Annotated in this window: 26 protein-coding genes; 8 read left to right on the top strand and 18 right to left on the bottom strand. The window is 71.1% G+C overall.

Annotated elements, in window-relative coordinates; translation table 11 throughout:
• Positions 1-72 precede the first annotated feature (72 nt).
• Complete coding sequence (locus BJP65_RS09580) at positions 73-726, top strand: heme oxygenase (biliverdin-producing) (RefSeq protein WP_055934960.1); 654 nt, start codon at positions 73-75, stop codon at positions 724-726.
• Here the strand turns inward: BJP65_RS09580 and BJP65_RS09575 are convergent.
• Entirely contained in the window at positions 714-2,093 is a 1,380-nt protein-coding gene (locus tag BJP65_RS09575) for an ATP-dependent RecD-like DNA helicase (RefSeq protein WP_055832523.1), read from the bottom strand. The genes BJP65_RS09580 and BJP65_RS09575 overlap by 13 nt on opposite strands.
• Positions 2,090-2,602, bottom strand: coding sequence for a MerR family transcriptional regulator (locus BJP65_RS09570; RefSeq protein ID WP_082516413.1), 513 nt, complete (start codon positions 2,600-2,602; stop codon positions 2,090-2,092). Before BJP65_RS09570 ends, BJP65_RS09575 begins: the two co-directional genes overlap by 4 nt.
• A gap of 50 nt (positions 2,603-2,652) precedes the next feature.
• Here BJP65_RS09570 and BJP65_RS09565 point away from each other — a divergent pair, with 50 nt between their 5' ends.
• Positions 2,653-3,486 carry an NAD(P)/FAD-dependent oxidoreductase gene (locus BJP65_RS09565; RefSeq protein WP_070408985.1) on the top strand — a complete coding sequence of 278 codons (834 nt, stop codon included), beginning with the start codon at positions 2,653-2,655 and terminating at the stop codon, positions 3,484-3,486.
• A gap of 101 nt (positions 3,487-3,587) precedes the next feature.
• A complete protein-coding gene (locus BJP65_RS09560; RefSeq protein ID WP_070408984.1) occupies positions 3,588-4,667 on the top strand; it encodes a hypothetical protein in 1,080 nt (359 codons plus the stop codon).
• Between the two features lie 6 nt (positions 4,668-4,673).
• On the opposite strand, the gene BJP65_RS09555 is transcribed toward BJP65_RS09560, so the two are convergent.
• Entirely contained in the window at positions 4,674-6,659 is a 1,986-nt protein-coding gene (locus tag BJP65_RS09555) for a cytochrome c oxidase assembly protein (protein ID WP_070408983.1), read from the bottom strand.
• 77 nt (positions 6,660-6,736) lie between these two features.
• Positions 6,737-7,024 carry an HU family DNA-binding protein gene (locus tag BJP65_RS09550; protein ID WP_055832516.1) on the bottom strand — a complete coding sequence of 96 codons (288 nt, stop codon included), beginning with the start codon at positions 7,022-7,024 and terminating at the stop codon, positions 6,737-6,739.
• A gap of 203 nt (positions 7,025-7,227) precedes the next feature.
• Between BJP65_RS09550 and BJP65_RS16585 the strand changes: the two genes are divergently transcribed.
• The 3 genes from BJP65_RS16585 to BJP65_RS17010 all read left to right on the top strand — a co-directional run bounded on the left by BJP65_RS16585 (position 7,228) and on the right by BJP65_RS17010 (position 10,405).
• Entirely contained in the window at positions 7,228-7,380 is a 153-nt protein-coding gene (locus BJP65_RS16585) for a hypothetical protein (protein ID WP_156784865.1), read from the top strand.
• A gap of 75 nt (positions 7,381-7,455) precedes the next feature.
• On the top strand, positions 7,456-8,940 hold the full coding sequence (locus BJP65_RS09545; protein WP_070408982.1) for a LuxR C-terminal-related transcriptional regulator: 1,485 nt from the start codon (positions 7,456-7,458) through the stop codon (positions 8,938-8,940).
• A complete protein-coding gene (locus tag BJP65_RS17010) occupies positions 8,933-10,405 on the top strand; it encodes a helix-turn-helix transcriptional regulator (RefSeq protein ID WP_070408981.1) in 1,473 nt (490 codons plus the stop codon). The genes BJP65_RS09545 and BJP65_RS17010 overlap by 8 nt, the downstream gene beginning before the upstream one ends.
• Before the next feature lie 60 nt (positions 10,406-10,465).
• On the opposite strand, the gene rpsN is transcribed toward BJP65_RS17010, so the two are convergent.
• The 11 genes from rpsN to BJP65_RS09485 form a co-directional block, all read right to left on the bottom strand.
• Positions 10,466-10,771 carry a 30S ribosomal protein S14 gene (gene rpsN / locus BJP65_RS09535; RefSeq protein ID WP_055832510.1) on the bottom strand — a complete coding sequence of 102 codons (306 nt, stop codon included), beginning with the start codon at positions 10,769-10,771 and terminating at the stop codon, positions 10,466-10,468.
• A gap of 4 nt (positions 10,772-10,775) precedes the next feature.
• Positions 10,776-10,946, bottom strand: a complete 171-nt coding sequence (rpmG, locus tag BJP65_RS09530) for a 50S ribosomal protein L33 (RefSeq protein WP_013584775.1) — start codon at positions 10,944-10,946, stop codon at positions 10,776-10,778.
• A complete protein-coding gene (gene rpmB, locus BJP65_RS09525) occupies positions 10,946-11,182 on the bottom strand; it encodes a 50S ribosomal protein L28 (RefSeq protein ID WP_055832508.1) in 237 nt (78 codons plus the stop codon). Before rpmB ends, rpmG begins: the two co-directional genes overlap by 1 nt.
• Before the next feature lie 191 nt (positions 11,183-11,373).
• Positions 11,374-12,033 carry a DNA-3-methyladenine glycosylase gene (locus BJP65_RS09520; protein ID WP_070408980.1) on the bottom strand — a complete coding sequence of 220 codons (660 nt, stop codon included), beginning with the start codon at positions 12,031-12,033 and terminating at the stop codon, positions 11,374-11,376.
• An 11-nt stretch (positions 12,034-12,044) separates the two neighbouring features.
• Positions 12,045-13,469: a hypothetical protein gene (locus tag BJP65_RS09515; protein ID WP_070408979.1), complete on the bottom strand. Its 1,425-nt coding sequence runs from the start codon at positions 13,467-13,469 to the stop codon at positions 12,045-12,047.
• Entirely contained in the window at positions 13,459-14,316 is an 858-nt protein-coding gene (locus tag BJP65_RS09510; RefSeq protein ID WP_055832500.1) for a DUF1980 domain-containing protein, read from the bottom strand. The genes BJP65_RS09515 and BJP65_RS09510 overlap by 11 nt, the downstream gene beginning before the upstream one ends.
• Positions 14,309-15,337: a permease gene (locus BJP65_RS09505; RefSeq protein ID WP_070408978.1), complete on the bottom strand. Its 1,029-nt coding sequence runs from the start codon at positions 15,335-15,337 to the stop codon at positions 14,309-14,311. The genes BJP65_RS09510 and BJP65_RS09505 overlap by 8 nt, the downstream gene beginning before the upstream one ends.
• Positions 15,324-15,737 carry a Fur family transcriptional regulator gene (locus BJP65_RS09500; RefSeq protein WP_055832496.1) on the bottom strand — a complete coding sequence of 138 codons (414 nt, stop codon included), beginning with the start codon at positions 15,735-15,737 and terminating at the stop codon, positions 15,324-15,326. Before BJP65_RS09500 ends, BJP65_RS09505 begins: the two co-directional genes overlap by 14 nt.
• Before the next feature lie 43 nt (positions 15,738-15,780).
• Positions 15,781-16,641, bottom strand: a complete 861-nt coding sequence (locus BJP65_RS09495; protein ID WP_070408977.1) for a metal ABC transporter permease — start codon at positions 16,639-16,641, stop codon at positions 15,781-15,783.
• Positions 16,638-17,450 (bottom strand): metal ABC transporter ATP-binding protein, encoded by an 813-nt coding sequence (locus tag BJP65_RS09490; RefSeq protein ID WP_070408976.1) that lies wholly within the window; start codon positions 17,448-17,450, stop codon positions 16,638-16,640. The genes BJP65_RS09495 and BJP65_RS09490 overlap by 4 nt, the downstream gene beginning before the upstream one ends.
• Positions 17,447-18,457, bottom strand: a complete 1,011-nt coding sequence (locus tag BJP65_RS09485; RefSeq protein ID WP_070408975.1) for a metal ABC transporter solute-binding protein, Zn/Mn family — start codon at positions 18,455-18,457, stop codon at positions 17,447-17,449. The genes BJP65_RS09490 and BJP65_RS09485 overlap by 4 nt, the downstream gene beginning before the upstream one ends.
• A gap of 168 nt (positions 18,458-18,625) precedes the next feature.
• Here BJP65_RS09485 and BJP65_RS09480 point away from each other — a divergent pair, with 168 nt between their 5' ends.
• Positions 18,626-20,140 carry a CoA-acylating methylmalonate-semialdehyde dehydrogenase gene (locus BJP65_RS09480; RefSeq protein ID WP_070408974.1) on the top strand — a complete coding sequence of 505 codons (1,515 nt, stop codon included), beginning with the start codon at positions 18,626-18,628 and terminating at the stop codon, positions 20,138-20,140.
• 84 nt (positions 20,141-20,224) lie between these two features.
• Here BJP65_RS09480 and BJP65_RS09475 read toward each other — a convergent pair whose 3' ends face one another.
• The gene (locus tag BJP65_RS09475; RefSeq protein WP_070408973.1) at positions 20,225-21,736 is read right to left on the bottom strand and encodes a PucR family transcriptional regulator; all 1,512 of its coding nucleotides are present in this window, start codon (positions 21,734-21,736) and stop codon (positions 20,225-20,227) included.
• Positions 21,737-21,821: 85 nt separating this feature from the next.
• Between BJP65_RS09475 and BJP65_RS09470 the strand changes: the two genes are divergently transcribed.
• The gene (locus BJP65_RS09470; protein ID WP_070408972.1) at positions 21,822-23,147 is read left to right on the top strand and encodes an aspartate aminotransferase family protein; all 1,326 of its coding nucleotides are present in this window, start codon (positions 21,822-21,824) and stop codon (positions 23,145-23,147) included.
• Positions 23,148-23,492: 345 nt separating this feature from the next.
• Here the strand turns inward: BJP65_RS09470 and BJP65_RS09465 are convergent, their stop codons facing one another.
• Together BJP65_RS09465 and BJP65_RS09460 are read right to left on the bottom strand one after the other, a co-directional pair.
• Entirely contained in the window at positions 23,493-23,909 is a 417-nt protein-coding gene (locus BJP65_RS09465; protein ID WP_055935001.1) for a hypothetical protein, read from the bottom strand.
• A gap of 198 nt (positions 23,910-24,107) precedes the next feature.
• Positions 24,108-24,707, bottom strand: a complete 600-nt coding sequence (locus BJP65_RS09460; protein WP_207301769.1) for a methionine ABC transporter permease — start codon at positions 24,705-24,707, stop codon at positions 24,108-24,110.
• Positions 24,708-24,755 lie beyond the last annotated feature (48 nt).

The raw sequence follows: 24,755 nt of genomic DNA, 5'->3' as shown, positions 1-24,755 counted from the left end.
GCGGGGCGGATGCCGCGAACTCCGTCGAAATCAGGGGTTAGGCCAGCCTAACTCTTTGCGTATGATGACGTCATGAACGCCGTCATCCCGTTCTCCACCGCGCTGCGCGAACGTTCCAGCAGTGCGCACTCCACGAACGAGTGCGACGGGTTCATGACCGAGCTGCTCACCGGCAGCGGCACCCGCGACGACTACGTCGCCCTCGTCGCCCAGCACTGGTTCATCTACTCGGCCCTCGAAGAGTCGGCGGTCGCTCTGCGGCGCGACCCCGTGGCATCGGTGTTCCTCAGCGACAAGCTCACGCGCCTCCCCGCCCTCGAAGCCGACCTCGCGTTCCTGCTGGGTCCGACGTGGCGCGAGAGCGTCACGCCGCTGCCCACCACGCAGGCGTACGTCTCGCGCATCCGGCGCGTGGCGGCCACCTGGCCCGGCGGTTTCGTCGCGCACCACTACACGCGGTACCTGGGCGACCTGTCGGGCGGGCTCTTCATCGGCCGGCTCATGCAGCGCCGCTTCGGGTTCGACACCAACGGCATCGGCTTCTTCCTCTTCGGCGACATCGCCGACCCGAAGGCGTTCAAGAACGTCTACCGCGAGCAGCTCGACGCCGCCCCCTGGGACGACGACGAGAAGGAGCGCGTCATCGCCGAGGTGCTCGTCGCCTACCGCTTCAACACCGAGCTGTTCGCCGACCTCGCGCGCGCGAAGGCGGCTCAGGTCGCCTGAGCCGCCGCCTGTTGGCGGCCGAGCCACGCCTGCTTCATGAAGCGGCGCACGTCTTCGTCGACCCGGATGTCGCTGGGCCGGAGCGGGCGCGTCAGGTACAGGCCGTCGATCGAGGTGAGACGGCTGAGCGCGACGTAGGTCTGCCCGGGGGCGAAGGCGCCGGCGCCGAGGTCGACGACGGCGCGGTCGTAGGTCTTGCCCTGCGACTTGTGGATCGTCACGGCCCACGCCAACCGCAGCGGGAACTGCGTGAACTCCGCGACGATCTCGCGCGAGAGGTTCTTCGTGCCCGGGTCGTAGGCGTAGCGGTACCTCTCCCAGACCGCGGGCTCCACGTCGTGCTCGGTGCCGTCGACCTCGACGCGCACGCTGTCGCCCGCGATGCGCGTGACGGTGCCGATCGTGCCGTTGACCCAGCGCGGCGCCTCGCCGAACTGCGCCCCGTCGTTGCGCAGGAACATCACCTGCGCGCCGACCTTGAGCGTCAGCTCCATCTCGGCGGGGTAGTTCGCCTCGCCGCGGCCGAAGTCGCCCGAGATCTCGGCGGCCGCCGTCTGCGTGCGCCCGATGAGCTCGTCGAGGTGGCGCCGGTTGATCGTGTTCACCCGGTCGTTGCGGGTGGCGAGCGTGATGATCGGGTGCTCGCCGTCGGCGGGGTGAGGAGGGGTGCGCGCCCCGGCGGTGTTGAGCACCTCGGCCATCTCGGCCGTCACCCGTCCGTAGCGCACCGCGTTGAGCAGAGTCTTGAACCCGGGGTCGGACTGCCGGTGGATCTCGACGAGCTCGTTGACGTGCAGTTCGGCGCCGTGCCGGCCGATGTCGATGAGACCGTCGCTGGCCGACTCCCCCGACCACACCTTGGCGTCGAAGAACCAGAACGAGCGGTAGTGGTCGTCGATGTAGCGCGCCTCGTCGCCGCGCGGCGGCACCGGGGCGAGCTGGTACGGGTCTCCGAACATCACGACCTGCGTGCCGCCGAACGGCTCGGCGCGACGACCCCGGGCCTGACGCAGGGAGCGGTCGATGGCATCCATCAGGTCGGCGTTGACCATCGAGATCTCGTCGATCACCAGGGTGTCGATCGCGTTGAGGATCTTGCGGGTGGCGTCGTTCTGGTCGATGTCGCCGTTCGCGATGAGACCGATGGGCAGGCGGAACAGCGAGTGGATCGTCTGGCCCTCGACGTTCAGGGCCGCGACCCCCGTCGGTGCGCACACGGCGATCTGCTTCTTCGTGTTCCACGCCAGGTGCTGCAGCAGCGTCGACTTGCCCGTACCCGCCCGGCCCGTGACGAACACGTGCTCACGGGTGTCCTCGATCAGCCGGAACAGCGCCTGCTGTTCGGCGGAGAGGGGCGGCGTGGTCACCGGTTCATGCTAGTTCGCACCGCCGTCGCCGGGCGGCGGGGTGTGGACGCGTCGTCGGACCGGGAGCGGGCAGGCGTCTCGCACGACGGCTCGGTGCGCACCAGCAGCCAGCGCGCCTCGCCCGAGAGCACGTCGGCGACGTGGCTGCGGAACCGCGGGCACTCGGTGATGTCATGCGCGCGGCAGCGCAGGGCGTGCTCGGTCATCGCGCGGGCCTGGGCGATGTCGGCCGCGCGCCGATCGAGCTCGGCCACGTGCTCCTCGAGCACCCGGTGGCGGTCGGGCGCGTCCTCGTCGAGCAGCACCTGGATCTGCTCGAGCGAGAGCCCCGCGGCCTTGTTGCGCAGGATCACCGCGATGCGCACGCTGTCGCCCTCGTCGAAGCGCCGACGCCCCGCGGCATCCCGACCCGGGCGCAGCAGCCCCTCGTCTTCCCAGTAGCGCAGCACGTGCGTCTCGAGCCCGAATCGCGCCGCTGCCTCGCCGATCGACTCCCCGCTTGACTTCATGTCGACATGAAGTCACACCATGGACGAGAACGCAAGCGGAAGGAACCCTCATGTACGACGCGATCATCATCGGCGGCGGCCCCGCCGGACTGCAGGCCGCCCTCACCCTGGGTCGAATGCACCGACGCACCCTGCTGCTCGACTCCGGCGCGTACCGCAACGCCACCGTGAGCCACGCCCACAACCTGCTCACCAACGACGGCCGCGACCCTGCGGAGCTGCGTCGACTCGGTCGTGCCGAGATCGGCGCGTACGCGACGGTCGAGATCCGGGATGCCGTCGCCTCCACCGTGGCGCAACAGGGCGACGAACTGACGGTCACCGTCGACGACGAGCCCCTGCGCGCGCACGCGGTGATCCTCGCCACCGGCGTGACCGACGATCTCCCCGCGATCCCCGGCCTCGCCGAGCAGTGGGGCGACCGCATCGCCAACTGCCCCTTCTGCCACGGCCACGAGTTCGCCGGTCGTCCCGTCGCGGTCGTGAACGCCTCGCCGCACGCGGCGGTGCTGGCCCGCATGCTCGAGCCCGTGGCATCCGAGGTGCACGTGGTCGACCCGGCACGCGTCGAACGGGTCGACGGCACGGCCGACGGGCTCCGTCTGCTGCTCGACGAGGGCGGGCACCTCGACGTGGCCGGCGCGTTCATCGCTCCCACCTGGCGCCCGAGCGCCCCCTTCGCCGCCCAGCTCGATCTCGCCGTGACCGAGGCGGGGGCCGTGCGCACCGACGCCTTCGGGCGCACCAGCATGCCCGGTGTCTACGCGGTCGGAGACCACGCGCAGGCCGAGCACCTGCCCGGGCCGATGTTCTCGCTCGCCGCGGCCATCGCCGCGGGGCAGCTGGCCGCGGTCGCCGTCGTGCACTCGCTCGTCGCCGACTGAGACGCGCGACGCGGGCGCCACTCCGCCCCTCCCGGTGCGCCCGCGTGACGCCGCGGGGCGGCGCGCGGCATCTGCGCAGGTGGGCTTCTTAGACTGGGGGCGTGGACAACGCCGGCGGGGGCCCCGCGACGCCCAGGGGCGTCACCGGCGCGCGCCCGCGCGGGCGGTTCGAGATCCCGGCGATCATCGTCATCGGCATCCTGCTGCTCGCCGCCCTGGGCGGGGGAGCCGCATCGCTGTACCGGGAGTTCTACAGTCCCCGGGCCTTCGTCATGCACTACCTCGAGCTGCTGCACGACCGCCGCGCGGCCGAGGCGCTCGCCGTTCCGGGTGTCGCCGTCGACTCCGCCGATCTCGAGGCCGCGGGCCTTCCGGCGACCGCGTCCGAGGCGCTGCTGAGGCCCGAGGCACTCACCCCGTTGATGGATGCCGCGATCGTCGACGAATCCGTCGAGGGAGACGTCACCCGCCTGACCGTGTCGTACACGGCGGGCGGGTACGCCGGCACCACCACGCTGTCGGTGCAGCGCGACGGCGGGTCGAGCCTGCTGCCCCGCTGGCGGTTCGCCCGGAGCCCGCTCGCCGTGATGGACCTGTCGGTGCAGGGGTCGATGCGCTTCTCGGTCAACGGCTTCGAGGTCGACAAGCGCCAGGTGTCGATCGAGGGGGCCGACACCGATCCCGCGGCCGAGGTGCCGCTGCTCGTCTTCTCTCCCGGGCTGTACTCGGTCGCCGTCGACACGGCGATCTCGGCGACCCCCGGGGTGGCCGTGCTCGCCGATGCGCCCCTGGCCGGCATCCCGATCGACGTGCAGGCCGAACCGACCGAGGAGTTCATCGCGGTCGTGCAGCAGCGCGTCGAGGACTTCCTCTCGTCGTGCGCCGAGCAGACGGTGCTGCAGCCCACCGGGTGCCCGTTCGGGTTCACCGTGCGCAACCGCATCGACGGCGCCCCCGCATGGTCGATCGTCGAGCAGCCCGTCGTCACGGTGGTGCCCGACGGCGCCGGCTGGCGCATTCCGTCGGCCAAGGCGGTCGCGCACATCCGCGTCGACATCCGCTCGATCTTCGACGGCAGCGTGCGCTCGGTCGAAGAGGACGTGCCCTTCCGCGTCGACGGCGCGATCACGGTGCTGCCCGACGGCACCGCCTCGATCCTCGTGGGCGGGCAGTCCGACTGAGCGGGATCAGCCGCGCTGGCGTGCGGCGACGCGGGCGTCGCGCTCGGCCATGCGCGCCAGCTCTTCGTTGTACGCGTCGAGTTCGAGGTCTCCGACCCGGTCGACGTGCCGATCGCGGCGCTTCTGCTGCCGTTCGTCGCTGCGGCTCCACTGGATCGCGACGGTGATCGCCAGGATGAGCGTCGGGATCTCGCCCACCGACCAGGCCACGCCACCGCCGACGTACTGATCCTGCAGGGGTGTCGCCCCCCAGGTGCGCCCCATCGCGCCGAACCACTCGGCGACCATGAGGCCGGAGTTCATCATGATCGCGATGCCGAAGAACGCGTGCATCGCCATGATCGCGATGAGCACCAGCAGACGCATCGGATAGGGCAGGCGGTAGGGCACCGGATCGATGCCCACGAGGCTCAGCACGAAGAGGTACCCCGTGACGAGGAAGTGAGCGACCATCCAGATGTGGCCGACGTGGTCGTACAGCGACCACCGGAAGAGGTCGGTGTAGTAGAACGCCCACAGCGAGCCGATGAACAGCCCCGCCGCGACGTACGGGTTGGTGAGCACCTTCGCGACCGGGTTGTGCACCGCCCAGAGGATCCACTCGCGTCCACCGCGGGTGCCGTCGTCGCGTTTGCGGATGGCCCGCGCGGCCAGCGTCACCGGCGCCCCCGTCACGAGCAGCAGGGGGATCGCCATCGACAGCAGCATGTGGCCGATCATGTGCATGCTGAACAGGTAGTCCTGGTACACGTTGATCGGTCCCGAGGTGACCCAGAACACCCCCAGCATGCCCAGGGTCCACATCACGGTGCGGTGGATGGGCCAGGCGTCGCCGCGGCGGTGCAGGCGCCAGACGCCGGCCAGGTAGAAGAACAGGGCGAAGGCGACGACGAACGCCCACAGCAGGTCGACGTCCCACGCGGTGAACCAGCGCTCGAGGGTGAGCTCGGGCGGCAGCGGCGAACCGGTGAGCACCTCGGCCGGGGTCTGACCGACCAGCGGCGCCTCGACGGGCGGGGCGGTGCGCGCCAGCGCGGCGGCCGCACCGCTGGCGACACCCATGAAGACCAGTTCGAGCGTGAGGATGCCCCAGAACCGCCGCGAACCGGGCTCGTCGGCCATGCGTGAGATGAGGCGGCGGCGGTACCACGCGCCGAGGACGCCCATCGCGAGGAGTGCGGCGACCTTGACCAGCACCAGGAAGCCGTAGGTCGAGAAGAGGTTCGACACGTCGAGCAGAGTGATCGAGGCGCGGACGGTGCCCGAGACGGCCACGACGACGAAGGCCACCAGCGCGATCGACGAGTAGCGCAGCAGCACCGACTGCAGCTGCCGGCGCGACATCGCCGGGCGCACGACCACGAGCAGGACGAGACCGCCCAGCCACACGGCCGCGGCGATGATGTGCAGGACGAGCGAGATCACCGCGGCGTTGTGGCTGGCCTCGGTGCCCGCGTGCCCCTGCGTCCCCATCGGGATGAGCGATGCCAGAGCCAGGATCGCGACGAACAGGGTGGGGATCCACGACCGCACGGCGAAGGTCAGCACGGTCAGCACGGCACCGGCGATGGTCGTGATGAGCCACGCCTGACCCAGCGGACTCTCGACCAGGAAACGGCCGAGCTGCTGACCGAAGACGGCGTCGAGGGTGGGCTTGGCGTTCAGGACGTTCAGGAAGGTCAGGTACCCGGTGGTGGCGGCGGCGATGGTGAAGACCGCCGCGCCGATCGACGCGGTGTCGAGGGCGATCTCGAACGGCCGCTCCCCCGCGGGCAGGGCGAACAGCGCCAGCACGAGGGAGCCGACCAGGGTGGCCGCCGAGAGGTTGACCAGCACGGTCGCGATCGGGAGCCCCCACCGCACGACCGGACCGGGGTCGGCGAGCTGCACCTCGGCGGCTCCGCCGCCGTACGCCAGTCCCGCCACGACGGCGATCAGCGAGACCGCGATCAGGATGACGGGTCCCGCGACGCGGAGAAGGCGGGGATTCACCCCTCCAGACTACGTCGCGTACACACAGCACAGGGGGGATGCCGATGGCATCCCCCCTGTGAAGGTTCGAGGTCGTCTTACTTGACGGCGGCCTTCAGCTTCGAGCCCGCGGTGACCTTGACGCGCTTGCCGGCGGGGATGGCGATCTCTTCGCCCGTCTGCGGGTTGCGGCCCGTGCGAGCCGACGTGGCGACCTGCTCGAAGGCGATCCAGCCGGGGATCGAGACCTTGCTGCCCTTGGCGACCGCCTCGGAAACGGTGGAGAAGAGGGAGTCGAGCACGCCCGACACGGCGGACTGGCTCTGGCCGGTCGCGCTGGCGATGCTCGCGACGAGCTCGGTCTTGGTGATGGACTTGTCGGCCATGTGGTGTGTCCTCCAGGCGGCGACGAGCGCCGTCTCTCGTTACTCGGACGAGGAGGAATCCTCCTCGGTGGTCGGGAGACCGCCTCGACAGTATCAACCGAACCGCGGAAATACGCGGATTTTGACGGATTTCGTCCCTTTCGCCGGGGGTGTGTCGCGGGCTCGGGGATTTCGCGGGCCGGTGGCGGCGCACGGGTCGGCCCGTGGACGACCTCATCCTTCGAGCTCTCGGCAGGGCTCAGGTCTCCGGGCGGGTGAATCGCGAGGCGCAGGCGGGCGAAGTCCGGCGGCTTCACCCCGCGGTTGATGCGACGCTCGAATTCACCTGGAAAATAGTGAAATTCGTACCCCTATGATGTGCCTACGAGAACGGGCTCCGGTTCGTGCCCGACGAACCGCCCCCGTTCGATCGGCCCGAATGTGGAGGGTCCATGCCCCGTAGCCGCACCTCGATCGATGCGCGAGCCGCCCAGCACGCGGCCGTCGTCTCCACCGTCATTCGCCTCGCCCCCGGGCACGGACCCCCGCACCAGCGGCATCTGTCGCTCCTCGCCGCCGCCGCCGCTCCGCCCGTCCCGCCGACGTGGACCGACCCCGCCGCCCGAGCGGTGATCGCCCTCTTCGCCGCGCGTGCACGCCGCGACAACCTCACCGACGGTGCGGCCTTGGTCCGCCGCTACTTCGAGGGGGTGAGACTCACCCGCCCCGCCGAGTTGGCCGACGGCACACGCTCCCAGCTCCACGCGAGCGTCGGCGAGTACTGCAACGCCGTCGGGTGGCCGCAGATGGGCGCCCGTTTCGGGGCCGAAGCCCTGCTCTTCGCCGACACCGAGGCGCTGCGCTACCGTGCGCTCACCGTCGTCGCGCTCGGCCAGGCGCTCAACGGTGAGTACGAATCCGCCCGGGTGTCTCTCGCGAACGCGCGAGAGGTGTTCGCCGCGCAGGGCTGGGCACGGGCGGACACCGCGTACGTCGAGTTTCTGGCGGAGACGCTCATCGCCTCCGCCCACCTCCAGGTCGACCGCCTGCATGCCGTGTCGGCCGCGATGACAGCCGCTCAGCCCGACGACCCGTACTGGGCGCATTCGGCACGATCCGTCGAGGCGATGGCCCAGATGCTGCGCGGCGACATGGACGGTGGCCTGGCGGCGATCCAGACCCTGCTGTCAGAGGAGGGCGCACGGCACAGCCACACGATGACGCGGCATTTCCTCGTCTGCATGCGCTCCGACATGCTCGTCGCACAGGGTCGTTCCACCGAGGCCTTGGCGACGCTCGCGCCGTACGAGAACCCGGACGGACACGGCATCTGCTTCTCGATGCAGCGCGCGGCGAGCCTGCTCCACCTGGGCCGCGAGCGGGAGCTCCTCGCCGAGACCGAAGCCTGCGTGGCGACCGGGGCCGACCATTGCCTTCGCACGCTCACCCCGCTTCTGCTGCGCAGGGCGCTGGCGCATCGGCGACTCGGCGAGCGGGACCGCGCAACCGCCAGCACCGAGGCGGCGATGGTTCTGCTGCTGCGCACGGGCACCTCGGGGACCCCCTTCGTCATGCTTCCCCACGGCGAGACCCGCGATCTCATCGCCGCCGTCATGCTCGAGCGTCCGGAGTTCCGCGACGCGATGCCGTGCGTGTTCGACGCCCTGGCGGTCGTCACCGCACCCGACCTCCCGGCACCCCGCTTCGGCCTGCTCGCAGGGCTGACCCCGACGGAGCGCACCCTGACGCACCGATTGACCACATCGCTCAGCATCGCGGGCATCGCCGAGGAACGCGGGGTCTCGGTGAACACGGTGAAGAGTCAGGTGCGATCGGTCTACGCCAAGTTGGGGGTACGCGGCCGGTACGAAGCCGTCGAGGCGCTGACGCGCTCGGCGAACGCGCAACCCGCCTGCGGTCGGACCGCCGATGGCTGATCCCGGCGAGGCGATCAGGCGGGCACATCCCCTGAACGTCGAGCCGCACGACACGCTTCGAGCGGCCGCGCTCCTCACCGCGAGTCGACTGCTTCCCGGCTCCGGTGTGCCCGAACCCCGCCACCTCGCCCTGCTCGCCGAGACGGAGGCCTTCGACCCCCCGCGACGATGGACCGATGACAGTGCACGGATCCTCTCCGCCCTCCTCGTCGCTCGCGCACGCCGCGACGCCCTGGGCGACGGCATCGCGCTGATCGCGCGCTACTTCGACGGCACGCATCTGAACCGCCCCGCCGGGCTGTCGCCCGGCGCCCGGTCGGAGCTGCTCTCCAGCGTGGGCGAATACCTCTGCGCGGTCGGGTCCCCCCAGTCGGGTGTCCGCTTCGGGGAAGAAGCACAGCTCTTCGCCGACACCGACGCCCTGCGCTATCGCGCTCTCGCGGTGAGCAGCTTCGGCCTCGCCCTGAACGGAGAGAACGAGCGCGCGGCGCCCACGGTGCGCGCGGCCACGGATCTCTTCGTCGAGGCCGGATGGGACCCCCGCGAGGGCTCCTTCCTGATCCTGCTCGCCGACTGCCTGGTCTCGGCGGCACGCATGGACCACGACAGGCTGTCCGCGATCAGCGGGGAGCTCGCCGCCCTCGCCCCCGACGACCCCTACCTCGACTACGCCTCGCTTGCCACCGAGGTCATGTGCCGCCTCATCCGGCGGGAGTTCGCCGACGGCATCGCGGCGAGCTGGCAGTTGCTGCACGGCAGCCGGCGGCACAGCAGCCAACGGGTGGTCCGCCATCTGCTGATGTGCATCCGCTCCGACCTCTTCCTGGCGCACGATCAGCCCGCCGACGGGCTCGCGGTGGTGGCCACGGCGCTCAGCCCCGACGGCCACGGCACGTGCTTCGCGACGCAGCGCGCCATCGCGCTGCTGCTGCTGGGCCGCGAGCGCGAGGCGCTCCTCGAGACCGACGCGTGCGCCGCCTCGGAAGACGACCACTGCCTGCGCACCCTCCCGCGGTTGATGCTGCTGCGTGCGATCGCCTTCCGGCGCATCGGTCAGGAGCGACGCGCCCGCCAGAGCATGGCATCCGCGCTGATGCTGATCTCGCGCACCGGAAGCTCGCGGACGCCCTTCATCATGATCCCCGCCGCCGAATGCGCCGATCTCGTCGAAGCCGCGGCCGAGGATCATCCCGAACTCGCGGGCACGGCGGCATCGATCCGCGACGCCCTGCTCCAGCTCGCCGCGCGCCCCCACGCCGTGCCGCCCGCCCGCGACGTACCCGGGCTCACCCCCACGGAGCACGCCCTGGCCGCGCTGCTGGCCACCGGTTCGAGCCTCGCCCAGATCGCCCGCGAGCGAGGCGTCTCGGTGAACACGGTCAAGAGCCAGGTGCGATCCATCTACGTCAAGCTCGGCGTCAGCACCCGGGCCCAGGCGGTCGCGCACCTGAGCGCGGACGCCTGAGAACGCCGAAGGGCGGGGATCCCTTTCGGAACCCCCGCCCTCGGCGCGTGTGTCTGGTGCTTACCAGCTCGACTTGGTCACACCGGGCAGTTCGCCACGGTGGGCCATGTCACGGAAGCGGACGCGCGAGACGCCGAACTTCGTGAGGACGCCACGGGGGCGGCCGTCGATGACGTCGCGGCTGCGCACGCGGGCGGGCGAGGCGTTGCGGGGGAGCTTCTGCAGCCCCACGCGGGCGGCCTCGCGGGCCTCGTCGGTGGCGGTCGGGTCGACCAGGGTCTTCTTCAGCTCGGCGCGCTTCGTCGCCCAGCGCTCGACGACGACCTTGCGCTGCTCGTTGCGCGCGATCTTGCTCTTCTTGGCCATGTGCTTAGCGCTCCTCTCGGAAGTCGACGTGCTTGCGGACCACGGGGTCGTACTTCTTGAGCACGATGCGGTCGGGGTTGTTGCGGCGGTTCTTGCGCGTCACGTAGGTGTACCCCGTGCCGGCGGTCGAACGCAGCTTGATGATGGGACGTACGTCCTGAGCCTTCTTCGCCATTACAGCTTCACGCCCTTCGCCTGCAGGTCACGAACGACGGACTCGATGCCGCGTGCGTCGATGACCTTGATGCCCTTCGCCGAAACGTTGAGCTTGATGTTGCGACCCAGCGACGGAACGAAGTAGGTCTTCTTCTGCACGTTCGGGTCGAAGCGGCGCTTCGTCCGGCGGTGCGAGTGCGAGATGTTGTGACCGAAGCCGGGAACCGCTCCAGTCACCTGGCACACTGCTGCCATGGTGATGTCTCCTTCTGTACCGTGACACCGGACGGTGCCACCCAAGATCCCTTGTCTGCACCCCGTTCGAGCACGACACGAGGCCGCGGTCGAGAATCGGGGAGCGAACTGCGTGCTGGAGTGCGCGCAGACAAGGGGTCAGTCTAGCACGGCCCTGACCCGGACCCCCGGACCGGTCGACGGGACCGGCCTCAGCCACCCGCCGCCTCGGCGGCGCCCCGCCCCCACCGGAACGCCGACACCGTGGCATCCCCCTCGATCCAGAACCGCCACGGGAACGCCGCGGTTCCCGCGACCCCCGCCACCCCCACGCGCGGCCCCGTCGCGACGTCGCGTACCGGTGTCTCGGGCAGCAGCAGACGCGCCCGCGCGCCCGCCTGCTCGACCCCGGTGATCGCGTCGACGCCGTCGTGCACCGGATGCCGCAGCCCGACCGCGTCGCCGAGTCGCCCGGGTCCGCGCGCGAGGTCGCGGGCGGAGCGCACCGCCCCGCGCCGTTCGAGTCGGCGCCGCTCCGCCACGTCGGCCCCCTCGACGACCTCGCCGCCGCGCAGCAGCACACCGCCGGCCACCCCGTCGGGTGCGCAGACGACGTTGACGCACGAATGGATGCCGTGACTCAGATACACGTAGAGGTGCCCCGGCTCGCCCCACATCGTGGCGTTGCGCGCGGTCGGCCCCATGCGGGCGTGCGAGCCCGGGTCGGGCTGCTCGCCGGTTCCGCGACCGTGGTACGCCTCGACCTCCGTGACGCGCAGCACGACGCGCTCCCCGCCGACGACGGTCTCGAGCCGCGCGCCGAGCAGACGCGGCGCGACCTCGACCGGCAGGGCCGAGAGGTCATCCCGCATCGCGGGGCGGCTCACTGCGGGGGCACCTGGCACCACGACAGGTCGAAGCCCTGCAGCGCGACGAGCTCCTGGCCCGTGTCGACCTCGACGAGATGCGTCTGCAGTTTCTCGGGCAGCGGCAGCTGGTAGCGGTCGAACGGGTTGTCGACGGCGCGAGGGGCCACGAGCACGGCCGCGTACCGACCGCTCGGCGAGACGCAGGTCTGCAGCACCGTGTCGGAGCCCGGCACCTCGAGCAGCGATCGCACGGCACCGTCGGTGTCGACGTGCGCCACGGTCGTCGAGCGCGACACCCCGTCGGCGCTGATGTCGGCGAACGAGCGGATGGTCCCCGCTCCGGCGCCCGGCACGGGGGTCGCCCGCCCCGCCAAGCCCGGGGGGTCGACCGGTTGCACGAGCGGCTGCTCGGATCCGTCGGTCAGGTTGATCTCGCGGATGCCCTCGACCCGCTCGACGATCGCCACCGACGACCCGCGGGCGATGCCGTCGATCGACACCGCGCTGCCCAGCGGAGCGGCGTTGCCGCCCTGCGCGTCGGTGAGCAGCAGGCGCGAATCGAAGGTGAGCACGAGCATGCTGTCGGTGTCGGGCACGAAGCGCCAATCGGCGATGCGCACGTCGCCGCCGTTCAGGCCCACCTCGGTGGGGGCGGCGTCGTCGGCCGCAGACGCCGTGAACAGGCGGCTCTCACGTCCGCCGGCGGCGCCCAGATCGGCATCCGAGAAGGTGAAGCCGATGCGCTCTCCTCGATCGGCCGACTGCAGGTTCGACACGAAGCCGGGTCCGGGCAGGGCGATGTCGCGCGGATTGCCCCCGTCGGAGTCGGTCACGATGACGCGGGCCGTGTCGCCGTCGCGCACCGAGATGACCAGGTGGTTCGCCGTCGCGCGGAAGTCCTCGATGTGCGCGTTGACGAAGACCGGCAGCCCCGCCTCGCCCTGCAGGTCGGTGCGGAAGATCGTGTCGCCCTCGGGGGTGCCGCGCTGCATGAGGTAGGCCTGCAGCGGCGGTGTGCGGAAGGTCTCGGTGAGGGTCGACGCCGGCCCCGCGCCGAGGCCGCTGACGCCGTTGACGGTGATGCGGTAGTCGGTGTCGTCGCGCAGCGGCAGCGTGAAGCGCACCCCGACGCTCCGTCCGGCGGTGTCGACCGTGAACGGCGTCGCCGGCTCGACCTGCACCTGCGAGGGGTCGACGGTCTCGAGGGACTGCGTCGTGGTGAGGATGACCCGGGATCCGGATGCCGCGACGGCGGCGGTCGGGTCGACCTGCACGTCGGTGACACGCGGGCCCTGCGCCACGGCGACGACGCCGCCCACACCGCCCACCAGCGCCAGCGCCCCGAGCACGGTGGCGAACGCGACGAGGAAGCCGCGCCCGCGTCGGCGGCGGGCGCGGGTACGGCGGGAGTCGCCGCCGCGGCGCGACTCAGTACTCATACGGATCCGTCGGCTCGTCGATCGAGGCGACCTGCTCGGCGTGCACCTCGAGCTTGCCGTCACCGCTGGAGCGCACCGTTCCCGTGACCGTGACCCACTGCCCGGTCGAGGGCGCATCGCCGGTCGCAGCGATGGGCAGGCGCGCGGTCTGCGCGTCGATGACGCAGTGCGTGATGACCAGGCGCGTGAGATCGAAGCTCGCGCCGTCGCCGCCGGGGGTGATGAACCCGGTGAGGGTGACCGGCTTGCCGTCGAAGGTCTCGGGGTTGGTCGCGTGGGCGAAGACCGCCGACCAATCGCCGACGCCGAACGTCGAGGTGTCGCCGGAGGCCGCCAGGGTGATCACGTCGGATCCGGCGAACAGCGGCGGAGCCCCCACGTCGCGCGACACGGCGAGCTCGGTCGAGAGCGAGGCGGCCGGGGTCAGCAGCACCGCGATGACGGCGCCCGAGGCGAGCACGCCCCCGGCGAAGGCCGCGACGCCCCCGGGGGTGAGCCGCGGACGCGCGGCGAGATGGTCGTGCGCGGCCCGGTCGTGGGCGTCGGTCGGATCGGAGTGCTCGTGGTCGGCGTGCGCGAAGGCCTCGCGGCGAGCCGAGGCCGCCGCGGGTGCGTGCCCGTGCTCGTGATCGTGCCCGTGGTCGGCTTCCGCGCCGAGGGGCAGGGCGAACGAGGCGACCGCCCCGATCAGCGCGACGACCGACATCCCGACCGCGAACCACGCCGAATCGGGGTTGATGTACAGCGACATGCGGCCCGTGACCCAGAGGGTGATCGTGGTGATCGACAGGCAGGCCGTCAGGCCCACCCCGAGCCAGCGCGTGGCGAGGGCACTCGTTCTAGACAAGGAGGTTCACCACCGTTCCGAGGGCGAAGGCGAACAGCACGACCACGACGGTCATCCCCACCAGCACGCGGGTGCTGAACGTGGTGCGCAGCAGCGCCATCATCTTGAGATCGATGATCGGGCCGACCACGAGGAAGGCCACGAGCGATCCGGGCGTGAACGTCGAGGCGAACGACAGGGCGAAGAACGCGTCGACGTTCGAGCAGAGCGAGACCACGATGGCCAGCAGCATCATCGCGGCGATCGACAGGGCCGGGTCGGACCCGATCGCCAGCAGCGCGCTGCGCGGAATGAGCACCTGCACCGCGCCCGCGATCAGAGACCCGATGATCAGCGCCGGCATGACCGACCGCAGCTCGACGACGAGCTGGGCGAGCGTCCGGCGCCCGCGGCCGCCGCGCTCCTGCACGACGATCTCGCAGGTTTCGAGGAACCGCTCGGTGAGCAGCTTGTCGGGATTGGGATGCCGGCTGTACAGCCAGCCGAGCAGATTGGCGACCAGGAACCCGCCGATCAGGCGCGCCACCAGGATGCCGTCGCTGAAGCCGAAGGCCGCGTGCGTGCTGATGATGACGATGGGGTTCACGATGGGCGCGGCGACGAGGAAGGTCAGGGTGTCGGAGACCCCGAAGCCGCGCATGAGGAGCCCGCGGGCGAACGGCACGTTGCCGCACTCGCAGACCGGGATGAACATGCCCAACAGCGACAGCACGGCTCGGCGCGCCCACGGCGCGCGCGGCATCCATCGCTCTATCGCCCCCGGCGGCACCCACACCTGCACGATGATCGACAGCACGACGCCGAGGATCACGAACGGCAGCGACTCGATGAGCACGCTGAGGGCGAGGGTCAGCCCGTCCTGCGCGCGGGTGGGGAGCGGCTGCGAGAAGAACGTGGGCGCGAACGCGTCGACGAGGAACAGCGCCGAGACCACGACGACACCCAGTCCGAGCGCGACCAGCGTCCGCGACGCGCCGGTGCGCGCGGGCGTGGACGCGGCGGTGCGACTAGTCGTCGCCACGCTCGCGAGCCCGCGCCTGGGCGCAGGCGGTGCAGATGCCGAAGATGTCGACCACGTGCTCGGCCTCGGTGAAGCCGTGCTGCGCGGCGGTGCGCTGCGCCCACTCCTCGACGTCGGTGGCGGCGATCTCGACCGTGACGCCGCACGAGCGGCAGATCAGGTGGTGATGGTGACCGCGGGTCTCGCAGGCGCGGAAGAGGTTCTCGCCCTCGGGGCTCTGCAGGGAGTCGGCGTCACCCTTGGCGGCTAGGCCCGCGAGCGTGCGGTACACCGTGGCCAGGCCGATGCCGGTGTTCTCGTCGCGCAGCGTGGCGTGCAGCGCCTGCGCGCTGACGAAGCCGCCCGCCCCGGACAGGGCTTCGCGCACGCGTTCGCGCTGCCACGTATTGCGCTGGACCATGGCGGCGAGTCTATCGAGGGGATCGGTGAATCGGCTGGGCGCGTTACAGGGCGCGGGTGGTGCGATCGCGCCGCGCGCCGATGACGCGGCAGACCAGGTAGATCAGGAACGAGATCGTCGTGATGTACGGGCTGACGGGCAGCGTGCCCGCGACCGCGAGCAGCACGCCGCCCACCGCCGAGACGAAGCCGAACAGCGCGGCCAGCACGGGCACCGACAGCGGACCCGACGCCACCCGCATCGCCGCCGCCGCCGGCGTGACCAGCAGTGCCATCACGAGCAGCGCACCGATGATGTGCACCGCGACCGCGACGATCAGGCCCAGCAGCAGCATGAACGCCAGCGACACCGCCGTGGTGGGCACGCCCCGCGCGGCGGCGGACTGCGGGTCGAGCGAATCGAAGCGCAGGGGGCGCCAGATGAACAGCAGCGCGAGCAGCACGAACAGCCCGATGACCACCAGCCAGCCGAGCTGCGCGCTCTGCACCGACACGATCTGGCCGGTGAGCAGGCTGAACCGCGTGGAACTGCGGCCGTTGTACAGCGACAGGCAAAGGATGCCGACACCCAGACCGAACGGCATGAGCACGCCGATGATCGAGTTGCGGTCGCGGGCCCGGGCGCCGAGCAGGCCGATCAGCGCCGCCGCGATGAGCGAGCCGACGATCGAGCCGGTCACCACGTCGACGCCGATGAGCAGCGCCACCGCGGCGCCCGCGAACGACAGTTCGCTGATGCCGTGCACGGCGAAGGCCATGTCGCGCTGCATCACGAACACGCCGATGAGCCCGCCCACGAGGCCGAGGACGGCCCCGGCGTAGACGGAGTTCTGCACCAGCTCGAGGATGGCGCCGTACTGGCTCACCCCGCCGAAGAGGGCGTTGCCGACGTCGGACCAGTTCATGCGTCGTCCTCGTCGTGGTGGTGGTGGGCCTCGTCGGCATCCGGGGCTCCGACGACGATGAGCTGATCACCGGCGCGCACCACGTACACCGGAGCCCCGTAGAGGGCGGTGAGGGTCTCGGTCGTGAGCACCTCGTCGGGGGTGCCCAGGGTGAAGCGTCCGTGGGCGATGTAGAGGATGCGGTCGACGCGCGAGAGCACGGGGTTGATGTCGTGGGTGACCAGCAGCACGGCGGCGTCGCGCTCGCGGCGATGCCGGTCGATGAGACGCACGACCGCCTGCTGGTTCGCGAGGTCGAGGCTGGTCAGCGGCTCGTCGCACAGCAGCAGTGCGGGATCGTCGGCGAGGGCCTGGCCCACGCGCAGCCGCTGCTGCTCACCCCCCGAGAGCAGTCCCACCGGACGATCGCCGAACTCGGAGGCCCCGACGGCCTCGAGCAGCCCGTCGATGCGCGCGCGGTCCTTCTTTCGCGACAGCGGCAGGCCCAGGCGGTGGCCGTCGACGCCCAGGCCGATGATGTCGCGACCGCGCAGCGGCGTCTCCCGCGGCAGAGGGCGCTGCTGGGGGATGTACCCGATGCGGCGGTTGCCGGCGCGACGCACCGGCGTTCCGAGCGCCTCGACGGTCCCGGCGCTCAGGCGCTCGAGGCCGAGGATGGCGCGCAGCAGCGTGGTCTTGCCCGAACCGCTGGGTCCGAGCACCGCGACGAGCTCGCCGGGCTCGACCTCGAGGTCGAGTCCGGACCACAGCTCGCGGCCGCCCCGCTCGAGGGCGGCGCCGCGGATGCGCAGCGGTGCGGCGGCGCTCACGCCGCCAGCGCGTCGGACAGGGCCGTGATGTTGCTCTGCATCCACGAGAGGTAAGTCTGTCCCTCGGGGAGCGTTTCGGTGAACTCGACCACCGGGATGTTCTTGGCCTTGGCCTCGTCCTCGACCTGCGTGACCTCGGCGCCGCCGGTCTGCGGGTTCACGATCATGACCGAGATCTGCCCCGAATCCAGCAGCTGCAGCGACTCCAGCAGGGTCGCGGGCGGCACGTCCTGGCCCTCTTCGACCGACTCGCTGAACTCGTTCGGGGTGGCGTTGGTCAGGCCCGCGGCCGTCGTCAGGTACAGCGGGACCGGCTCGGTCACGAAGATCTTCGCTCCGGCATCCGTCGCCTCGATCTGGCCGAGGGAGTCCTCGAGACCGGCGATCTCCTTCGTGAACGCTTCCGCGTTGGCGGTGAAGGCGGCGGCGTGGTCGGGCGCCAGCTGGCCGAGCTCGGTGGCGATCGCCGCGGTGAGGTCTTCGACCGTGTGCGGGTCGTACCAGACGTGCTCGTTGAAGCCCTCGATGTGGTCGTGTCCGTCGTCGTCGGCGTGGTCGTGGTCGTCGGCGCTCTCGCTCGGAGCCGGGCTCGCCTCGTCGGCGTGGGCCTCGTCGTGCGACGCCGCCCCCGGGTAGTCGTGGTTGTACTCGACGGCCGTGAGGACCGGGGCGGTCGAGCCGCTGGCCTGCACGAGGCCCTCCATGAAGGCGTCGTAGCCCGCACCGTTCTCGATGACGAGACCGGCGTTCTTCAGCGTCAGCTGGTCTTGCGCGCTCGCCTCGTACTCGTGCGGGTCCTGCGTGGGCGAGGTGATGATCGAGGTCACGTCGACGAAGTCGCCGCCGATCGCCTCGGCGATCGAGCCGTACACGTCGGTGGATGCCACGACGCTGACCTTTCCGGCTGAATCGGCGGAGGAGGCCGCGGGGGAACCGCCGGCGCAACCGGCGAGCGCGAGAACGGAGACGGCCCCGAGGGCGACGGGGGCGAGGATGCGACGGGTCATACCGACACCGTATCGCTCGTGATAATCGTTCTCAAACTCAGTACGCGTCGCATACGACTCTCCCAGGGAGGGACCCTCAGACATCCCGTGCCGATCTGTCCCGCAGTCGGCGACGAGCTCGCCGCTTTGTCAGCGGCGCGAGACGCGCGCGCGGCCTTTACTGGGGGCATGACCGACACCGACCTCCCCGTCATCACGCACTGGATCGACGGCGCCGCCGCCACGTCCGCCGGCGGACGCACCGCCCCCGTCTACAACCCGGCGACCGGTGCCGTGCGGGCCCACGTCGCCCTCGCCGACGAGGCCGACGTCGCCGCCGCCGTCGCCTCGGCCGGACGCGGGTTCGTCGCGTGGAGCGCGTTCTCGATCGCCAAGCGCCAGAGCGTGCTGTTCGCCTTCCGCGAGCTGCTCAACGCCCGCAAGGGCGAGCTGGCCGAGATCATCACCGCCGAGCACGGCAAGGTGCACTCCGATGCCATGGGCGAGATCCTCCGCGGCCAGGAGGTCGTGGAACTGGCCACCGGCTTCCCCCACCTGCTCAAGGGGGCGTACTCCGAGAACGCCTCGAACGGCATCGACGTGTACTCGCTGAAGCAGCCGCTCGGGGTGGTGGGCGTCATCAGCCCCTTCAACTTCCCGGCGATGGTGCCGATGTGGTTCTTCCCGATCGCCCTCGCCGCCGGGAACGCCGTGATCGTCAAGCCCAGCGAGAAGGATCCCTCGGCATCCCTCTGGCTCGCACAGCTGTGGAAAGAGGCAGGCCTGCCCGAGGGCGCCTTCACCGTGCTGCAGGGCGACAAGGTCGCCGTCGACGGACTGCTGAACGCCCCCGAGGTGCAGTCCATCTCGTTCGTGGGGTCGACCCCCATCGCGCAGTACATCTACGAGACCGCCTCGAGGAACGGCAAGCGCGTGCAGGCCCTGGGCGGCGCGAAGAACCACATGCTCGTGCTTCCCGATGCCGACCTCGACCTCGTCGCCGACCAGGCCGTGAACGCCGGGTTCGGGGCGGCCGGAGAACGCTGCATGGCCATCTCGGTCGTGCTGGCCGTCGAACCCGTCGCCGACGCGCTGATCGCCAAGGTCACCGAGCGCATCGCGAAGCTGCGCATCGGAAACGGCGCCGCCGCCGACGAGCCCGACATGGGACCCCTGATCAGCGAGGCCCACCGCGACAAGGTGTCGTCGTACGTCGACATCGCCGAAGCAGACGGGGCGAGGGTCGTCGTCGACGGCCGCGGCTACGTGGTCGACGGCCACGAGGACGGCTTCTTCTTCGGTCCGACGCTGCTCGACGCGGTGCCCACCAGCTCACGCGCCTACACCGAGGAGATCTTCGGCCCCGTGCTGTCGGTCGTGCGCGTGCAGACCTACGACGAGGGGCTCGCGCTCATCAACAGCGGCGAGTTCGGCAACGGCACGGCCATCTTCACCAACGACGGGGGAGCGGCCCGCCGCTTCCAGAGCGAGGTGCAGGTGGGCATGATCGGCATCAACGTGCCCATCCCCGTGCCCGTGGCGTACCACTCGTTCGGCGGCTGGAAGAAGTCGCTCTTCGGCGACGCGAAGGCCTACGGCGTGCACGGCTTCGACTTCTTCACGCGCGAGAAGGCCGTCACGAGCCGCTGGCTCGACCCCGCCACCCACGGCGGCATCGACCTGGGCTTCCCGCAGAACACCTGACGCCGCGGCCCTCTCGCGTGAGGTGCCGATATTTGTCGCTTCCCCCTCGGTGGGGGCGACAAGATCGGGCACCTCACGCGGGTCCTACTCGGGGTCGGCGAACTCCAGGGCGGCCCACAGCTCGGCCCGTGCCGCGAACGACGACAGGTCGAGCTGGAGGAGCTGCTCGAGGTGGGCCATGCGCGCGCGCAGCGTATGACGGTGGATGCCGAGCCCCCGCGCCGCGGGATCCCAGGCGCCATTGGCCTCCAGCCACGCCCGCGCCGACGCCCGCAGCCGCTCGCGCTCTTCGACCGGCAGCGCCTCCAGCGGCTGCAGCACGGTGCGCGCGAGCACGGAGCCCCCTCGCTCGCGGAGCGCCTCGACCAGACCCCGACCGGCGAGCTCCGCGTACGCCCGCAGGTGCCCGGGGGCGGCGTCGCGCGCGGCCTGTTCCGCGTGTCGCAGGGTCGACGCGAGCGCCTCGCCCGCGCCGTGCCGCGCGGTGCCGACCGCGAGGCCGCGCCGCTCGGCCAGCGCAGCGAGCGCGTCGCCCGCCCCCTCGGCGAGCAGCACGATCACGTCGTCGCCCCGCTCGGCCGAGAACAGGCGCTGCGGGTCGCTCGAGACCAGATCGAGCTCGTCGAGCAGCCCGGGGACCGCGGCCGCGTCGCGGACCACCCCGACCAGGTGGGGAGCCGCGGGAAGACCCCCGAGCGACGACGCGGCGACGCGGCGCGCCGTGTCTTCCTGCCCCGCGACGAGCATGTCGACCACACCCGCGCGCACCCCCCTCATCGACGTCTGCAGGTTCCTCTGCTGCTCGAGCGCGATGCTCGCCAGGGCGACGACCGTGGCCACCAGGTCTCGACCGGCCGGATCGAGCGGCTCCGGACCGCCGACGGCGAGCACCCCGCGCAGGCGGGAGCTCTGCCCGATCGTCTGCAGCAGCGCGCCGTTCGCCGACGGGATGACGAGGCTCGCCGCCGTGCGCCGTTCGAGCAGTCGCCGCACTTCGCGCCCGACCTCGCCCTCGACGTCGTCGGGGGCCGATCGCAGCCCGGGCAGCGCCAGACGCCCGCCGACCGCGTCGTACAGGTCGACCCACGCACCGAGCAGGCGCGACAGCGTGTGCAGGATCTCGCGCAGACCGTCGTCGCGTACCGCCGCCCGTGCCACGGCCCGCTGCGCGTCGAGCAGCCATGAGAAGCGGGCAGCGCGCTCAGCGGCGAGAATGTCGGCGACGAAGCGGATGATGCCGATGAAGGGCGCCCGCCCGGCGATCTCCACGATCGGAAGCCCCGCCGCCTCCCCCGCACGCACGACGGCAGCGGGAACGCGCGCGTGGATGATGTCGGTCGCGAAGCCGACCCCCACCACTCCGTGCGCACGCAGGCGGCGACAGTACGCGGCCACCGTCTCGGCATCCGGATCGTCCGAGAACTGGGCGCCGTTGGTCAGCAGCAGGTTCCCCGACTCGAGCCACGGGGTGGGGTCGAGCAGGTCGGAGCTGTGCACCCACGACAGGGGCAGATCGAGCGCGTCGTCGTCGAGCCCCGTCAGGGAGCGCACGGGGAACGAGCCGTCGTCGAGGAGGACGCGAAGGGTGGCGGGCATGGGGGGCCAAACTGTCGATCGTTCCCCGACATTACCGACAAAACGGCGCTGCCGACGCGTGCCCCCGGCGTCGCACACTGGGGGCATGGCCACTACCCTCACGACGACCCGAAACGCCGAGATCAGCGAGCGCGACCGCTCGAGCGTCTTCCATTCGTGGTCCGCTCAGCGCACCCTCGCTCCGCTCCCCCTCGCCGGAGGCTCGGGCGTCGAGGTGTGGGATGCCGACGGCCGCCGCTACCTCGACTTCTCGAGCATGCTGGTCAACGTCAACATTGGCCATCAGCACCCCCGCGTCGTCGCGGCGATCCAGGAGCAGGCGGCGCAGCTGACCACCGTCGCCCCCGCGCACGCGAACGAGATGCGCGCGCACGCCGCCGAGCTCGTGCTCGAGCGCGCCCCCGAGGGTTTCTCGAAGGTGTTCTTCACCAACGGCGGTGCCGATGCCAACGAGAACGCCATCCGCATGGCGCGGCTGACCACCGGCCGCGACAAGATCGTGTCGCACTACCGCTCGTACCACGGCAACACCGGGGCGGCCATCGTCGCCACCGGCGACTGGCGACGGATGCCGAACGAGTACTCGCGCGGTCACGTGCACGTCTTCGGTCCCTACCTCTACCGCTCCGAGTTCTGGGCCGAGACGCCCGAGCAGGAGTGCGAGCGGGCACTGCGCCACCTCGAGCGCACGGTCCAGGCCGAGGGGCCCGACACCATCGCGGCGTTCCTGTTCGAGACGATCCCCGGCACCGCTGGCATCCTGGTTCCCCCGCCCGGATACCTCGCCGGGGTCCGCGAGATCGCCGATCGCTACGGCATCCTGCTCATCCTCGACGAGGTCATGGCCGGCTTCGCGCGCGCGGGCGAGTGGTTCGCCTTCGACGCCTTCGACGTGCGACCCGACCTGATCACCTTCGCCAAGGGCGTGAACTCCGGCTACGTGCCGGTGGGCGGTGTCGTCATCTCGGATGCCGTGGCCCAGACCTTCGAGGACCGCGTCTTCCCCGGCGGGCTCACGTACTCCGGACACCCGCTGGCGGCAGCGTCCATCGTCGCGGCCCAGCAGGCCATGGCCGACGAGGGCGTGATCGAGAACGCGCGACGCATCGGCGACGAGCTCATCGGCCCGCGCCTGCGCACTCTGGCCGAGGAGTCACCGCTGGTCGGCGAGGTCCGTGGTCTCGGAGTGTTCTGGGCCGTCGAGCTCGTCGCCGACCGGGTCACCCGCGAGCCGCTCGCCGCCGCGCGCATCGGCGCGATCAAGGCCGCGATGCTCGAGAAGGGCGTGCTCGGCTTCTTCGCCGAGAACCGCGTGCACGTCGTTCCCCCCGCCGTCATCGGCGATGCCGACGCCCACCGCGGCCTCGACGTGCTGGCCGAGGTGCTGAAGGCCGAGGGCGCGCGCGGCTGACGCCGCGCCCCTCGGGGTTGAGTGTCCAGGACACGCCGCGGTCGCCGGTCCGGCACGGCGTGTCTCGGACACTCAACGCCTCCGCGCCCTCGCGTCACCGCGCCGCGCCCGAACCCTTTGAGTGTCCAGAACACGCCGCACGCACAAGGCCGAAGCGGCGTGTCTTGGACGCTCAACGTCTCCGCACCGCCGCGTCACCGCGCCGCGCCGCCCTCACGTTGACTGTCCAGAACACGCCGCACTCACAAGGCCGAAGCGGCGTGTGTTGGACGCTCAACGGGGTGGGGGATGCCGCGACCACGCGGCGCGTCGAGCAACGCGGAGGCCAGCGCGCCCGACCGCCACTCAGCGCCCGCGGGCTCGTCGCCGCGTTCGCCAGGCCTTCCACGCTCCGGTCGACCACAGGGCCCAGATCACCAGCAGAGGCTGGAAGAGCAGACGGATGCCGCGGGCCAGGTCGGTGTCGAGGCCGAACGCGTCGGTGCCCCGGACGAACTGCTCGATGTTGCCGGGGAAGATCGCGACGAAGAAGGCCGCGACGATCCAGCCGACTGCCACGCGGCGGCGGCGGAGGACGAGGAGAGCGAGTCCGAGCGCGATCTCGACGACCCCGGATGCCACCACCGTGACGTCGATCGGGAGCGGAAGCCACGACGGAACCTGAGCGACGAACTCGTCGCGCGCGAACGAGAGGTGCGCGGTGCCGGTGAACACGAGCGCGGCACCGAGCAGCCAGCGGGCGAGGGTGCGGGGGAGGCTCATCCTCCGAGGGTAGGCGGGATCGCCGTCATGACCCGGCGGCCCCGGGGTCGTCGCCCTCCGTCGAGTGTCCAAGACACGCCGTGTGCAGGGGCCCACCACCGGCGTGTCTTGGACACTCGAGGAGCTCGGTGCGCGGCTGCGCGTTGCGACGGCCGCCGGCGCCCGAGGTTGCGACGGCCGCCGGCGCCCGAGGAGGAGTCAGCGCCGCAGGATCCTCTGCGCGAGCGCGTTGCCGATCAGCTGCCCCGCCTGCACGATCACGACGATGATCGCGACCGTCACCCACGTCGCTTGCGCGTTGAACTGCTGGTAGCCGTAGATGATGGCGAAGTTTCCGAGCCCGCCGCCGCCGATGTAGCCCGCCATCGCCGACATGTCGACGACCGCGATGAACATGAACGTGTACCCGAGGATCAGCGGTGCGAGCGCCTCGGGGATCACGACGCCGAACAGCACCCCGATCCGCCGGGCGCCGACCGCGCGGGCCGCCTCCACGGTGCCGGGGTCGACGGCGACGAGGTTCTGCTCCACCACGCGGGCGATCACGACCGTCGCCATGATCGTGATGGGCACGATCGCGGCATCCGTCCCCAGGGTCGTTCCCGTCACCGCACGCGTGACCGGGGCCACGGCGGTGAGGAAGATGATGAACGGAATGGGGCGGATCAGGTTGATCACGAGGTTCGCGATCGCGAAGACCACGCGGTTGGCGAACAGGTTGCCCGGACGCGTGGCGTACAGCAGTGCGCCGATGACCAGCCCCGCGATGCCCGCGATGAGCAGCGACACGGCGACCATGTAGACCGTCTCGCCGATCGACTGCAGCAGAACCGGGGTCAGGGTCTC

It is taken from the genome of Microbacterium sp. BH-3-3-3 (genome assembly GCF_001792815.1).
In the GTDB taxonomy this organism is placed as follows: domain Bacteria; phylum Actinomycetota; class Actinomycetes; order Actinomycetales; family Microbacteriaceae; genus Microbacterium.
The sequence above is the reverse complement of the archived record's forward strand: the minus strand, read 5'-3'. Positions and strand labels throughout refer to the sequence as shown.